A 14,473-nucleotide genomic window follows, 5' to 3' on the forward strand; every position below is an offset into this window, starting at 1 on the left:
CTAGAGCATTTTCTCCAGGCCAACGGCCTTGCTGATCCAGGCATTGAAGCGTCGCCAGAGGCCGCCTGGTTCTGATGTCAGCATGTGCCGTTGGCCATTGTCCTCAGTGGCCCAGACCAGCTTGTCGCCCACCAGCTTGACCTGGTAACTCAACGCTGGCGCCATACCCTGCTGGGCCAGCTCGCGGGTGTATTCGGCCAGCTCCGGGCTGTCCACCAGCACGCCAACCTCGGTGTTCCACAGCACCGAGCGAGGGTCGAAGTTGAACGAGCCGATAAAGGTCTTGCGGCGGTCGAACACGATGGCCTTGGTGTGCAGGCTCGAGTCCGAGCTGCTGCCATGGAAGCTCAGGCGCGCAGGGGGCGGGGCGCCTGGCTGACGACGCAATTCGAACAGCTGCACGCCGTGCTCGAGCAGCGCGCGGCGATAGGGTGCATAACCGCCGTGTACCGCCGGCACGTCGGTGGCTTCCAGCGAGTTGGTCAGCAACTTGACCGAAGCCCCGGCGTCGGCCCGGCCGGTCAGGTACAGCAAACCCGGCTCACCCGGCACGAAATAGGCCGACATCAAAATCAGCTCGCGTTGCACGTTGGCCAGGTCCGGTGCCAGTTGCTGGCTCATCAGCAGTTGCGGGTCCGGCTCATCATCGGCCAATACCTTGCTCGGCGCATCCCACAGTGCCTGGGCGTGGGCCCAGATCAGTTCGTTGCGCCACGTATCCAGGCGCGGTTGCGTCTGGTAGGACATGAGCCGGTCATACAGCGCCTTGCGCTGTACCCGCGCCTGGGCCAGGGACACTTCCAGACGCTGGCGGCTGGCGCGCAGGTCATCGGCATCCGGGGCATGCCAGAGGAAGTCGGTGATCGGCCGGCTCAGGGCGCTGTTCCAGTACTGGTCGAAGCTGTGCCCCAGTTGTTCGGCCACCGGGCCGACGCCAAGCAGGTCAATGTCGGTGAAGTTGAGGTTGGGTTCGGCATCGAAGTACTCGTCACCCAGGTTGCGCCCGCCGACGATGGCCATGCTGTTGTCTACCAGGAACAACTTGTTATGCATGCGACGGTGCTGGCGCGACAGGTTGAACAGGCGGCCGACTGCACGCGTCACGCCTGTGCTGCGCCCAAGGTGCAACGGATTGAACACGCGGATCTCGATGTTCGGGTGGGCATCGAGGGTACCCATGATGGTGTCCAGGCCATCGCTGGTGGTGTCGTCGAGCAGGATGCGCACGCGTACGCCGCGGTCGGCTGCACGCAGCAGTTCGTGCACCAGGGCGCGGGTGCTCAAGCCATCGTGGACAATGTAGTACTGCAGGTCGATGCTCGCCTGGGCGTTGCGAATCAGCTCGGCGCGGGCACGGAAGGCCTCGTTGCTGTTGGGCAGCAGGCGAAAACCCGAACGCCCGTTATAGGACGCGGCCTGGCGCAACACCGAGCGGCCGAATGCCGACTCGCTGGCGGGCAGGGCCTGGCTGGTTTCGTGGGGCGTGCCGATGCTGGCGCAGCCATTGAGGCCGAGCAGCAGCACCAGCAGCAGAGACAAGGCTCGCTGGAGTCTCAAGGGTGAATCGTCCTGTACGGCAAAGCACTAAGGGGTTGGACTACGAAAGGCGGCGCAAAGTTACGCCTCGACGTTGCCTTCAGCCACTAGACGAAGGGCGGTTTCACCAACCTTGCGCACGGCCGCTTCGATCTCCGGTGTTGGCCGCGCGGCGAAATTCATGCGCAGGCAATGCCGGAACTTGCCCGAGGCCGAGAAGATGCTGCCCACGGCGATCTGCACACCCTGCTCCAGTAAAGCGCGGTTCAGGCGTAGCGTGTCGAAATCTTCGGGCAACTCCACCCACAGCATGAAGCCGCCTTGCGGCCGGCTGACCCGGGTACCGGGCGGGAAATAGCGGGTTACCCAGTCGCTCATCAGATCGCGGCCACGCTGGTACTGGCTGCGCATGCGTCGCACATGGGGCTGGTAGTGGCCAGCGGCGATGAAGTCGGCGATCGCCAGTTGCGGCTGGCTGGCAGTGCTGCCGGTGCTGATGTATTTCATGTGCAGCACCCGCTCCAGGTAGCGGCCGGGGGCGACCCAGCCGATGCGCAGGCCAGGGGCGAGGGTCTTGGAAAACGAACTGCACAGCAGCACACGGCCGTCGTCGTCGAACGATTTGAGGGTGCGCGGGCGCGGGTAGGTGTAGGCCAGGTCGCCATACACGTCGTCTTCAAGGATCGCCACATCGTAGCGCTGGGCCAGGCTCAGCAGGGCTTTCTTGCGGGCTTCGGGCATGATGTAGCCGAGCGGGTTGTTGCAGCTCGGGGTGATCTGGATGAGCTTGATCGGCCATTGCTCGAGCGCCAGTTCCAGGGCTTCGAGGCTGATGCCGGTGACCGGGTCGGTAGGAATTTCCAGGGCCTTCATGCCCAGGCCTTTGAGGGTCTGCATGGCGCCGTGGAAGCTTGGCGAGTCGACCGCGACGATATCGCCCGGCTCGCACACTGCACGGATGCTGCACGACAGCGCCTCATGGCAGCCCGTGGTTACCACCAGGTCGGCCGGCCCCAGGCGGCAGCCGGAGTCGAGCATCAGCCGGGCGATCTGCTCGCGCAGGGCCAGGTTGCCATGGATGTTGTCGTAGTACAGGCCGGGCATGTCCTGGCGCCGGCTCAGTTGGGCGAGGCTGCGCAGCAGCGGCTTGAGGGTCGGGCTGTCGATGTCGGGCATGCCGCGGCCGAGCTGGATCACATCCTGGCGCGGGGTGCTGCGTAACAGTTCCAGTACCTGCTCCCATTGCGAGATATCCACCGGGCGTTGGGCCGGGCGGCTGACCGCGGGCAGGGCAGGGAGGTGGCGGTGGTCGCTGACGAAGTAGCCGGACTTGGGCCGTGGCGAGACCATGCCGCTGTCTTCGAGCATGCGGTAGGCCTGCTGCACGGTACTCAGGCTGACACCGTGCTCCACGCTGAGGGCGCGCACCGATGGCAGGCGTTGGCCGGGGCGGTAGAGGCCCTGTTCGATGCGCGCACCGAGCAGCTCGGCGAGGTTCAGGTAGAGGGTCACGGCATACTCCTACGCTTCTTGTAGGAAGCGACCAGTACAGTTGCGTTGAAAATACAGCATTCAGGCGTCAGACGACCAATTCTGTATGGGAATAATAAGCCAGTATTGGATCTGTATTGCCACACTTGTCGTCGCGCATGCTTTCTCCACGGTTACACACTGAATGGGAGAGAGCAGCGATGGGTGGCATGAGCGATGTGCGCTTGCAACTGTTGGCCAAGGAACTGGACGCCGGGCAGCAGACCAAGGTTTTCAACGCACCGGTAGGGCTCGGGCGTTGGGGGCTGATGCTGCATCGCTGGCACACCCGCCGAGCCCTGCTGCAGCTGGATGATCACCAGCTGCGGGACATCGGCCTGAGCTGGGAGCAGGCACATACCGAGGGGCGCAAACCCTTCTGGAGAGACTAGCAATCCAAGGCCTCAGACCAGCTCTTTGAGCCGATGCCAGAGCATCCCCAGGGCCAGTACTGGCGAGCGCAGGTGCTTGCCGCCGGGGAAGGTGACATGCGGCACCTTGGCGAACAGGTCGAAGCGCCCGCTTTCCTGGCCGCTGATCGCTTCACCCAACAGGCGCGCGGCCAGGTGGGTGGCGTTGAGGCCGTGGCCCGCATAGGCCTGGGCGTAGTAGACGTTAGGCTGGCTGGCCAGGCGGCCGACCTGTGGCAGGCGGTTGGCGCCGATGCCGATCATGCCGCCCCACTGATAATCGATGCGCACATCCGCCAGCTGCGGGAACACCTTGAGCATCTTCGGCCGCATGTAGGCGGCGATGTCCTTCGGGTCGCGCCCGGAATAGTGGCAGGCACCGCCGAACAACAGGCGGCGGTCGGCCGACAGGCGGTAGTAGTCCAGCGCCACACGCTGGTCGCACACGGCCATGTTCTGCGGTAGCAACTGATGGGCGCGTTCTTCGTCCAGCGGCTCGGTGGCAATGATGTAGCTACCGGCGGGCAGCACCTTGCCGCCCAGCTCACGGTTGAGGTCGTTATGGTAGGCATTGCGGCACAGCACCAGGGTCTTGGCGCGCACCCGGCCCTGGGCGGTGTGCACCTGGACTTCAGGGCCGTAGTCGATGCGCGTGACCTCGGACTGCTCGAACAGCTTTGCGCCCAGGTGGCTGGCCACGGCCGCTTCACCCAGGGCCAGGTTGAGCGGGTGCAGGTGGCCCGAACCCATGTCGATCAGGCCGCCGACGTAGCGGTCGGAACCCACCACGCTGTGCATGTCGTCCTTGCCGACCAGGCGCAGTTCGTGGCGGTAGCCCAGGCTGTGCAGTTCATCGGCATCCTCGGCAAAGCCCTTCAGCTCGCTGGGTTTGTTGGCCAGGTCACAGTAGCCCCAAGTCAGGTCGCAGGCGATGGCATGGCGCTCGACCCGTTCGCGAACGATCTGCACGGCTTCCAGGCCCATTAGCCTCAGGCTGCGTACGCCTTCTTCGCCGAGCACCGGGAGAAACTGCTCCAGGCCGTGGCCGACGCCGCGAATCAGCTGGCCGCCATTGCGCCCGCTGGCGCCCCAGCCGAGCTTGCGTGCTTCCAGGAGGATCACCGAGAAGCCGCGCTCGGCCAGTTCGATGGCGGTGTTCAGGCCCGAGTAGCCACCACCGACGATACACACGTCGGCGCTGTGTTCGCCTTGCAGGTAGGAATGGTCCGGGTGGGGCGCGCTGCTGGCGGCGTAGTAGGAGGCGGCGTGCTGCGCGCTGTGAATCATGAGCGAGGTCCTGTGGCGATTTTGGTTGTAGGAGGATAAGCCGTGGCTTGGTAATTGGCCCTATAATTCAAACCGGATTTCACTTTCAATCTTGTACCCAGCCATGTCCTGCAACCGTCACAAGATCCACTTCCTGCGCGAGCTCATTCCTTCGTTCGAATGCGAGCCCGGCTGTCATGACTGCTGCGGCCCGGTGACCACCTCATCGGAGGAGATGGCCCGCCTGCCGCGCAAGACCCAGGCCGAACAGGAGGCCGCGCTGGAGCACCTGAACTGCGTGCACCTGGGCCCCAACGGCTGCACCGTCTATGAAGAACGGCCGATGATCTGCCGCCTGTTCGGCACCACGCCGCGCATGGCCTGCCCGCGTGGCCGAGGCCCGGACCCGATGATCGAGCCCGAAGCCGAACAGCTGGTCCACCAGTTCATCGCCAGCACGCGCCAGGTGCTGGTCTAGCCTCAGTCAGGGATCGGCAGGCAGAGGCTCTCTTTCACCTCTTCCATCACGATGTAGCTCTTCGACTCGCGCACGTGTGGCAGCTTCAGCAGGATGTCGCCGAGCAGCTTGCGGTATGAGGCCATTTCGGAAATGCGCGCTTTCACCAAGTAGTCGAAGTCGCCGGATACCAGATGGCATTCCAGCACATGGGGCAGCTTGAGCACCGCACGGCGGAACTCCTCGAAAGTGTCGCCGGACTTGTAGTCCAGGCTGATTTCCACGAACACCAGCAGGCTGCCCTTGAGGTGCTGCGGATTCAGCCGGGCGTTGTAGCCCATGATGATGCCCTCGCGCTCCAGGCGGCGCACGCGCTCGGTGCAAGGCGTGGTGGAAAGCCCAACTTTCTCGCCCAGTTCGGTGAAGGAAATACGCCCGTCATTCTGCAGAATGCGCAGGATGTTACGGTCGATCTTGTCCAGTTCACGCTTGCTCTGGTGCTGGGTTCTCATAGGGGATGCCCCTCCGTGAAAGGCGATTTTGCCGAGAATTCTCGCCAATAATAGGCTTTTATATAGTGAATTGCACTGGGCTCAGATTCTTATACTGCGCGCATCCATGCCATATCAACAAAATAGCGGTGCGCCGCGCGCGAGGGATGAACGATGCGAGTATTGGTACTAGGTAGCGGTGTGATTGGTACCGCCAGTGCCTATTATCTGGCCCGGCAAGGCTTTGAGGTGACCGTGGTCGACCGCCAGCCGGCAGTGGCCCTGGAAACCAGCTTTGCCAACGCAGGCCAGATCTCGCCCGGCTATGCCTCGCCCTGGGCCGCCCCCGGTGTGCCGCTGAAAGCCATCAAGTGGTTGCTGGAGCGCCACGCGCCCCTGGCCATCAAACTGACCGGTGATGTCGACCAGTACCTGTGGATGGCGCAGATGCTGCGCAACTGCACCGCCAGTCGCTACGCAGTGAACAAAGAGCGCATGGTGCGCCTGTCCGAGTACAGCCGTGACTGCCTCGACGAACTGCGCGCCGAAACCGGTATTGCCTACGAGAACCGGAGCCTGGGTACTACCCAGCTGTTCCGCACCCAAGCCCAGGTTGACGCCGCGGCCAAGGATATCGCCGTGCTCGAACAGTCCGGCGTGCCTTACGAGCTGCTCGACCGTGATGGTATTGCCCGTGTGGAACCGGCCCTGGCCGGGGTGAAAGACATCCTCGCTGGCGCCCTGCGCCTGCCCAACGACCAGACCGGCGACTGCCAGCTGTTCACCACCAAGCTCGCCGAAATGGCGGTGAAGCTGGGTGTGGAGTTCCGCTTCGGCCAGGACATCCAGCGCCTGGACTTCGCCGGTGACCGCATTAATGGTGTGTGGATCGACGGCAAGCTGGAAACCGCCGACCGCTACGTGCTGGCCCTGGGCAGCTACTCACCGCAGATGCTCAAGCCCCTGGGCATCAAGGCCCCGGTGTATCCGCTCAAGGGTTACTCGCTGACCGTGCCGATCACCAATGCCGACATGGCGCCGACCTCGACCATTCTCGACGAGACTTACAAGGTCGCGATCACCCGTTTCGACAACCGCATCCGCGTTGGCGGCATGGCTGAAATCGCCGGTTTTGACCTGTCGCTGAACCCGCGTCGGCGCGAAACGCTGGAGATGATCGTCAACGACCTTTATCCTCGCGGCGGCGACCTGAGCGAGGCCAGTTTCTGGACCGGCCTGCGCCCGGCGACCCCGGACGGTACGCCGATCGTGGGTGCCACCGCGTTCCGCAACCTGTTCCTCAACACCGGCCACGGTACGCTGGGCTGGACCATGGCGTGCGGTTCTGGCCGCTTGCTGGCCGACCTGATTGCGCGCAAGAAGCCGCAGATCAGTGCCGAAGGCCTGGACATCTCCCGGTATGGCAACAGCCCGGAAGTCGCCAAGCACGGTCAGGCCGCGCCTGCCCACCAGCAGTAAGGTCGCCTGTACTGGCCCCTTCGCGGGGCAAGCCCGCTCCTACAGGGCCCGCGTCGCCCTGTGTGAAACCTGTAGGAGCGGGCTTGCCCCGCGAAAGACCCAACACCGTTTTCAACTTGTGAACCACCATAAGGCAGCCGCCATGCGACCCGCCCGCGCCCTGATCGACCTGCAAGCCCTCCGCCACAACTACCGTCTGGCCCGTGAACTGTCCGGTGCCAAGGCCCTCGCCGTGGTCAAGGCTGACGCCTACGGCCACGGTGCCGTGCGTTGCGCCCTGGCCCTGGAGCCCGAAGCCGATGGCTTTGCCGTGGCCTGCATCGAAGAAGCGCTGGAGTTGCGCGCGGCCGGCATCAAGGCCCCGGTATTGCTGCTCGAAGGTTTCTTCGAAGCCAGCGAGCTGGCGCTGATCGCCGAGCACGACCTGTGGTGCGTGGTGCATTCGCTGTGGCAGCTCGAAGCCATCGAGCAGACCCAGGTGCACAAGCCGCTGACCATCTGGCTCAAGCTCGACAGCGGCATGCACCGTGTCGGCCTGCACCCCAAGGACTACCACGACGCCTACCAGCGCCTGCTGGCCAGCGGCAAGGTTTCGCGCATCGTGCTGATGAGCCACTTTGCCCGCGCCGACGAGCCGGAGGCCGACGCCACCGAGCAGCAGATCGCCGTGTTCAACGCCGCCCGTGAAGGCCTGGCTGCCGAATGCAGCCTGCGCAACTCGCCCGGTGTGCTGGCCTGGCCGCAGGCCCCGAGCGACTGGGTGCGCCCAGGCATCATGCTGTACGGCGCCAGCCCCTTCGAAGCCGACCAGCCCCAGGCTGCGCGCCTGCAGCCGGTGATGACCCTGCAATCGCGGGTCATCAGTGTGCGCGAGCTGCCTACCGGTGAGCCGGTGGGCTACGGTGCCAAGTTCGTCAGTCCGCGCCCGACCCGCGTTGGCGTGGTCGCCATGGGCTACGCCGACGGCTACCCGCGCCATGCGCCCACCGGCACACCGGTGATGGTTGCCGGCAAGCGCAGCCAGCTGATTGGCCGTGTGTCGATGGACATGCTCTGCATCGACCTCACCGACGTGCCCGAGGCCACCGTCGGCAGCCCGGTCGAGCTGTGGGGCAAGCAGGTGCTGGCCAGTGATGTGGCGATGCAGGCCGGGAGCATTCCCTACCAGATCTTCTGCAACTTGAAACGCGTGCCGCTGGACTATTACGGCGAATAAGGCGCCGAAGCGGACAGCATGAGGGGCGGTGTGTTGTAAATACTGAACGGCATTGCCATGATATCGTTCACATATACCCCGCCATCTCACCGTTTCAGGAGGCTCCAGCTTTGGACGTCGGCGAACGACTGCAAGCCATCCGCAAGCTCAAGGGCCTGTCCCAGCGGGAACTCGCCAAGCGCGCGGGGGTGACCAACAGCACCATCTCGATGATCGAGAAGAACAGCGTCAGCCCCTCGATCAGCTCGCTGCGCAAGGTCCTCAGCGGCATTCCCATGTCGATGGTCGAATTCTTTTCGGTCGAGCTGGAGGCCGAAAGCCCCGCGCAGATTGTCTACAAGGCCCACGAGCTGATCGACATCTCCGACGGTGCGGTGACCATGAAGCTGGTGGGCAAGTCGCACCCCAACCGCGCCATCGCCTTCCTGACCGAGGTTTATCCACCCGGTGCCGATACCGGCGCCGAGATGCTCACCCACGATGGTGAAGAAACCGGCATCCTGCTCGAAGGCAAGCTCGAACTGGTGGTGGGCAACGAGATCTTCATCCTTGAGGCGGGCGACAGCTACTACTTCGAAAGCACCCGTCCGCACCGTTTCCGCAATCCGTTCGACGCGCCAGCGCGGCTGATCAGTGCGGCGACACCGTCGAACTTTTGATCCAGCGCAGTGCATTGCTTCGGCAATACCCCTTTCCTGAGTGGGGTCGTTTCACGGTTTCCGGGTTCCCGCTATACTTTTCAACGCTCGCATTACCGTGGCCGCGGGCGTGATTAGCCACCATGAGGGTGTTCGCGTGAACCAAATCAAGAAGATGCTGGCCGTACCAGCAGCCGTATTCGCCCTTTGGGCAATGAGCGCAACCGCAGCGACCAACGACGAGCTCGCCAAACGCCTTGAGCCGGTGGGCCAGGTGTGTGTGCAGGGCCAGGAATGCAAGGGTATGGAAGTGGCAGCCGCAGCAGGCGGTGGCGGAGCCAAGACCCCGGATGACGTGATTGCCAAGCATTGCAACGCCTGCCACGGTACCGGCTTGCTGGGGGCGCCGAAGATTGGCGACGGGGCAGCGTGGAAGAAGCGCGCTGACGAGCAGGGTGGCGTGGACGGGCTGTTGGCCAAGGCCATTACCGGCCTGAACGCCATGCCGCCGAAGGGCACCTGCGCGGACTGCTCGGACGATGACCTGAAAGGGGCCATCAAGAAGATGTCCGGGCTCTGAGCCATAGATGAATTGCACAAGGCCCGCCTTCTTTGGCGGGCTTTGTATTTGTGTAGTCTGTGCCGGCCCTTTCGCGGGGCAACCAACCCACTAGCGCCATGTCCAACCCCTGACCCCATGGATGATTCAGGAGGCCACGATGCACCTTTGCTCCATCGACCAGGCCGTCGAGCAGGTCCTCTCCCGCCTGCCAGCCCATATACACATGGGCCTGCCGCTGGGCCTGGGCAAGCCCAACGCCTTCGTCAACGCGCTGTACGCCCGCGTGCGCGAATTGCCGGAGCGGAGCCTGACAATCTACACGGCGTTATCCCTGGGCCGGCCACCCTTGGGCGACGGCCTGCAAAGGCGCTTCCTCGAGCCCTTCATCGAGCGCGTGTTCGCCGACTACGAAGAACTCACCTACCTCGCCGACTTGCGCAACGACTGTCTGCCGCCGAACATCCGTGTCGAGCAGTTCTTCATGCAACCCGGCAGCCTGCTGCACAGCGAAACTGCCCAGCAGGATTACATCAGCAGCAACTACAGCCATGCCGCTCGCGACATCAACGCCAAGGGCCTGAACCTGGTCGCCCAGTTGGTCGCCGCCACGCCGGAGAAGCCTGTCCACCTGAGCCTGGCCTGCAACCCCGACATCACCCTCGACCTGCAGCCGATGATCGCCAAGCGGCGGGCGGCAGGTGAAACCATCCTCATGCTCGGGCAGGTGCATACCGAACTGCCCTACATGCCGGGCGATGCCGAACTGCCGATCGACGCGTTCGACCTGTTGATCGACGAAGCGGAGCAGCGCCGGCTGTTCTCTACCCCGAACATGCCGGTTACCACCCAGGACCACTGCATCGGTTTGCACGCAAGTTCGCTGGTGCGCGACGGCGGCACCCTGCAGATTGGCATCGGCGCCATGGGGGATGCGCTGGCGGCCGCGTTGCTGGCGCGCCAGGGTGACAACGAAGGGTATCGCGCCTTGCTCGGCGAACTGGATGTCGGCGCGTGGCAAGCGCTGATCGAGCGGGAAGGGGGGCTGGATGCCTTTGCTCAGGGCCTGTACGGGTGCAGTGAAATGTTCGTCAACGGCCTGCTGGCGCTGGCCGAGGCCGGTGTGGTGCGGCGCCCGGCGGACGAGCAGGGCGTTCTGGTGCACGGTGGGTTCTTCCTCGGCCCGCAGGCGTTCTACCAGCGTCTACGCGAGATGCCGCTGGAGCAGCGTGCCCGGTTCGCCATGACCCGCATCAGCTTCATCAACGAACTGTACGGCCAGGAAGACTTCAAGCGCCGCCAGCGCCGCCATGCGCGCTTCGTCAACACGGTGTTCGGCATGACCCTGCTCGGCGCCGGGGTGGCCGACCAGCTGGAGGACGGGCGCGTACTCAGCGGGGTCGGCGGGCAATACAACTTCGTTGCCCAAGGCCATGCGCTGGAAGGAGGGCGCTCGATCCTGCTGCTGCGCAGCTGGCGCGAATCGGGCGGTGAAGTGACGTCCAACCTCTTCTGGCAATACGGCCACTGCACCATTCCCCGGCACCTGCGCGATATCGTGGTGACCGAGTACGGCATTGCCGATTTGCGTGGGCAGACCGACAGCGAGGTGATTGCACGGTTGCTGGCGGTGAGTGATTCGCGCTTTCAGGGCGAGTTGATGGAGCAGGCCAAGCGTGCCGGCAAGCTGGCCAGGGACTTTCAGCTGGATGCGCGGTTTACTGACAATACGCCTGAGCGGCTGGAAGCGATCAAGGCGCGGCATGCGCGACTGTTCCCCGAGTATCCGCTGGGCACGGATTTCACGGCAGAAGAACGCGATCTGTTGCGGGCGCTGAACTGGTTGAAGAGCAAGTTCAAGCTGAGCGAAGTGTTGGAGCTGGGCAAGGCAGCACTGGAGGCGCCGGGGCCGGAAGGGTATGAGGCGCACCTGGCGCGGATGCAGCTGGATCGGCCGCAGGGGTTGAAAGAGGAGCTGTACCAGCGGTTGCTGCTGGCGGGGTTGGCGGCAGCGCGTTAGATCGGTGCTGGGGCATTCGCGGGCGGTCCGACGCCTCGGCAAGCCCGCTTCTACAGGGGAACGCGATCTCCTGTAGGAGCGGGCTTGCCGAGGCGTCGGACCGCCCGCGAAGCAGGCGACGCGGTTACTCGATGAAGCTGACCACACCACCTTCCAGCGACTTCACCCGGGCCAGCGATTCAACGCGGTAGCCCTGGCTGTCCAGCTCGGCACGGCCGCCCTGGAACGACTTCTCGATGACGATGCCCAGGCCGGCAACGGTGGCACCGGCCTGCTTGATGATCGAGATCAGCGCCTGCGACGCCTTGCCGTTGGCCAGGAAGTCGTCGATCACCAGCACGCGGTCGCTGCTGTTGAGATGGCGCGGCGAGATGGCCACGGTGTTCTCGGTCTGCTTGGTGAAGGAGTACACCGAGGCGGTCAGCAGGTTCTCGGTCAGGGTCAGCGACTGGTGCTTGCGCGCGAAAATCACCGGTACGCCCAGCTTCAGGCCGGTCATCACCGCCGGGGCGATGCCCGAGGCTTCGATGGTGACGATCTTGGTCACGCCAGCATCGGCGAACAGGCGGGCGAACTCGTCACCGATCAGCTGCATCAGCGCCGGGTCGATCTGGTGGTTGAGAAACGCGTCGACTTTGAGAACCTGGTCGGAAAGCACGATGCCTTCTTCGCGAATCTTCTGATGCAGTGCTTCCACTGTGGTATTCCTCGATGTAACAAAGGTGGCCGCTGAAAGCGGCAGATTTAAAGAATAAGGGTTGATCAGCGTTTGAGCATCGCCCGGATATCGGCCAGGGCGTTGTTGCCGCGAGCGGCCTTCACCTCGACCGGCGCGTCGTCCAGGCCTTCCCAGGCCAGGTCGTCCGGTGGCAATTCATCGAGGAACCGGCTCGGCGTGCAGTCGATGATCTCACCGTACTGCTTGCGCTTGGCGGCGAAGGTGAAGGCCAGGGTCTGGCGCGCGCGGGTGATGCCCACGTAGGCCAGGCGGCGTTCCTCTTCGATGGTGTCGGCCTCGATGCTGGAGCGGTGGGGGAGGATTTCCTCCTCCATGCCCATGATGAACACGTAAGGGAATTCCAGGCCCTTGGAGGCGTGCAGGGTCATCATCTGTACACCTTCGGCGTTTTCTTCCTCTTCCTGCTGGCGCTCGAGCATGTCGCGCAGCACCAGCTTGCCGATGGCGTCCTCGATGGTCATGTCACCCTCTTCGTCCTTCTCGAGGGTGTTCTTCAGCGCTTCGACCAGGAACCAGACGTTGCTGATGCGAAACTCCGCAGCCTTGTCGCTGGCGGTCTGCTGGCGAATCCAGTTCTCGTAGTCGATGTCGCGGATCATCTCGTGCAGCGCGGCAATCGGGTCTTCCAGGGCGACCTTGTGGCGTACGCCGTCGAGCCAGTGCTTGAAGCGCTGCAGGCGCTCGGTGTAGCGGGCGTCCAGGTGCTCACCCAGGCCCAGCTCCTCGCTGGCGGCGTACATCGAGATGCCGCGCTCGGTGGAATAATTGCCGAGCTTTTCCAGGGTGGTCGAGCCGATTTCCCGGCGCGGTACGTTGATCACCCGCAGGTAGGCGTTGTCGTCGTCCGGGTTCACCAACAGGCGCAGGTAGGCCATGAGGTCCTTGACCTCCTGGCGGCCGAAGAAGCTGTTGCCGCCCGACAGGCGATACGGCACTTGGTGGTGCTGCAGCTTCAGTTCGATCAGCTTGGCCTGGTAGTTGCCGCGGTAGAGGATGGCGAAGTCGCTGTACGGGCGGTTGGTGCGCAGGTGCAAGGTGAGGATTTCCATGGCCACGCGTTCGGCCTCGGCTTCCTCGTTCTTGCAGCGGATCACGCGGATCTCGTCGCCCACACCCATCTCGCTCCACAGCTGCTTTTCGAATGCATGCGGGTTGTTCGCAATAAGCACGTTGGCGCAGCGCAGGATGCGGCTGGTGGAGCGGTAGTTCTGTTCGAGCATGACGATCTTCAGGGAGGGGTAGTCCTCCTTGAGCAGCATCAGGTTCTCTGGGCGTGCGCCACGCCAGGCGTAGATCGACTGGTCGTCATCGCCCACCACGGTGAACTGGTTACGCATGCCGATCAGCATCTTCACCAGCAGGTACTGGCTGGCGTTGGTGTCCTGGTATTCGTCCACCAGCAGGTAGCGCACGCGGTTCTGCCAGCGTTCGAGCACGTCGGGGTGCTCCTGGAACAGCTTGACCGGCAGCAGGATCAGGTCGTCGAAGTCCACCGCGTTGAACGCCTTGAGCGTGCGCTGGTAGTGGGTGTAGACGATGGCGGCGGTCTGCTCGCGCGGGTTGCGCGCCTTTTCCAGGGCTTCGGCGGGCAGGATCAGGTCGTTTTTCCAGGCACCGATCATGTTCTTGATCTCGTCGATGCCGTCGTCGCCGGAGTACTCCTTCTGCATGATGTCCGACAGCAGCGCCTTGATGTCGGACTCATCGAAGATCGAGAAGCCCGGCTTGTAGCCCAGGCGCCCGTGCTCCTTGCGGATGATGTTCAGGCCCAGATTGTGGAAGGTACACACCGTCAGGCCCCGGCCTTCCCCCGGACGCAGCAGGGTGGCGACCCGCTCCTTCATCTCGCGGGCGGCCTTGTTGGTGAAGGTCATCGCCACGATGTACTGGGCACGGATGCCGCAGTTCTGGATGAGGTGGGCAATCTTGCGCGTGATCACGCTGGTCTTGCCCGAGCCAGCACCGGCGAGCACCAATAGAGGGCCGCCGACGTAGTCACGGGCTTCCTGTTGCCGGGGATTGAGTCGGGACATGCTAGAAACCGGGGGTCGCCAGAAAATAGCCGCGCATTCTAACAGGCATGGGCCACTTGTGGCGCGACCGTCTGACGTTTGAGTCAGACTTTTGTTCGG

At 63.8% G+C, this 14,473-nt stretch carries 13 protein-coding genes; 7 read left to right on the forward strand and 6 right to left on the reverse strand.

What is annotated here, in order from left to right:
- Entirely contained in the window at positions 1-1,557 is a 1,557-nt protein-coding gene (locus BGP85_RS13990) for a phospholipase D family protein (RefSeq protein ID WP_103448487.1), read from the reverse strand.
- Between the two features lie 60 nt (positions 1,558-1,617).
- Positions 1,618-3,048: an aminotransferase-like domain-containing protein gene (locus BGP85_RS13995; protein ID WP_103448488.1), complete on the reverse strand. Its 1,431-nt coding sequence runs from the start codon at positions 3,046-3,048 to the stop codon at positions 1,618-1,620.
- 179 nt (positions 3,049-3,227) lie between these two features.
- Between BGP85_RS13995 and BGP85_RS14000 the strand changes: the two genes are divergently transcribed.
- The gene (locus BGP85_RS14000; protein WP_103448489.1) at positions 3,228-3,458 is read left to right on the forward strand and encodes a DUF1127 domain-containing protein; all 231 of its coding nucleotides are present in this window, start codon (positions 3,228-3,230) and stop codon (positions 3,456-3,458) included.
- Between the two features lie 12 nt (positions 3,459-3,470).
- Here the strand turns inward: BGP85_RS14000 and BGP85_RS14005 are convergent, their stop codons facing one another.
- Positions 3,471-4,763, reverse strand: coding sequence for an NAD(P)/FAD-dependent oxidoreductase (locus BGP85_RS14005; protein ID WP_103448490.1), 1,293 nt, complete (start codon positions 4,761-4,763; stop codon positions 3,471-3,473).
- A gap of 103 nt (positions 4,764-4,866) precedes the next feature.
- Here BGP85_RS14005 and BGP85_RS14010 point away from each other — a divergent pair, with 103 nt between their 5' ends.
- Entirely contained in the window at positions 4,867-5,220 is a 354-nt protein-coding gene (locus BGP85_RS14010; RefSeq protein ID WP_103448491.1) for a YkgJ family cysteine cluster protein, read from the forward strand.
- A 2-nt stretch (positions 5,221-5,222) separates the two neighbouring features.
- On the opposite strand, the gene dadR is transcribed toward BGP85_RS14010, so the two are convergent.
- Entirely contained in the window at positions 5,223-5,711 is a 489-nt protein-coding gene (gene dadR / locus BGP85_RS14015; protein WP_003258963.1) for a transcriptional regulator DadR, read from the reverse strand.
- A gap of 153 nt (positions 5,712-5,864) precedes the next feature.
- On the opposite strand from dadR, the gene dadA reads away from it, so the two are divergent.
- The 5 genes from dadA (at position 5,865) to BGP85_RS14040 (ending at position 11,602) form a co-directional block, all read left to right on the forward strand.
- Positions 5,865-7,169 (forward strand): D-amino acid dehydrogenase, encoded by a 1,305-nt coding sequence (gene dadA, locus BGP85_RS14020; protein ID WP_103448492.1) that lies wholly within the window; start codon positions 5,865-5,867, stop codon positions 7,167-7,169.
- Positions 7,170-7,311: 142 nt separating this feature from the next.
- A complete protein-coding gene (gene alr, locus BGP85_RS14025) occupies positions 7,312-8,385 on the forward strand; it encodes an alanine racemase (protein WP_103448493.1) in 1,074 nt (357 codons plus the stop codon).
- Between the two features lie 110 nt (positions 8,386-8,495).
- On the forward strand, positions 8,496-9,044 hold the full coding sequence (locus BGP85_RS14030; RefSeq protein WP_027917004.1) for a cupin domain-containing protein: 549 nt from the start codon (positions 8,496-8,498) through the stop codon (positions 9,042-9,044).
- Between the two features lie 136 nt (positions 9,045-9,180).
- Complete coding sequence (locus BGP85_RS14035) at positions 9,181-9,603, forward strand: c-type cytochrome (protein WP_027917003.1); 423 nt, start codon at positions 9,181-9,183, stop codon at positions 9,601-9,603.
- A 139-nt stretch (positions 9,604-9,742) separates the two neighbouring features.
- Positions 9,743-11,602, forward strand: coding sequence for an acetyl-CoA hydrolase/transferase C-terminal domain-containing protein (locus tag BGP85_RS14040; RefSeq protein WP_103448494.1), 1,860 nt, complete (start codon positions 9,743-9,745; stop codon positions 11,600-11,602).
- A gap of 124 nt (positions 11,603-11,726) precedes the next feature.
- On the opposite strand, the gene BGP85_RS14045 is transcribed toward BGP85_RS14040, so the two are convergent.
- Positions 11,727-12,299, reverse strand: a complete 573-nt coding sequence (locus BGP85_RS14045) for a xanthine phosphoribosyltransferase (RefSeq protein ID WP_003253535.1) — start codon at positions 12,297-12,299, stop codon at positions 11,727-11,729.
- 65 nt (positions 12,300-12,364) lie between these two features.
- Positions 12,365-14,374 carry a DNA helicase Rep gene (gene rep / locus BGP85_RS14050; protein WP_103448495.1) on the reverse strand — a complete coding sequence of 670 codons (2,010 nt, stop codon included), beginning with the start codon at positions 14,372-14,374 and terminating at the stop codon, positions 12,365-12,367.
- Positions 14,375-14,473 lie beyond the last annotated feature (99 nt).

This window comes from Pseudomonas putida, assembly GCF_002906855.1.
Taxonomy (GTDB): domain Bacteria; phylum Pseudomonadota; class Gammaproteobacteria; order Pseudomonadales; family Pseudomonadaceae; genus Aquipseudomonas; species Aquipseudomonas putida_N.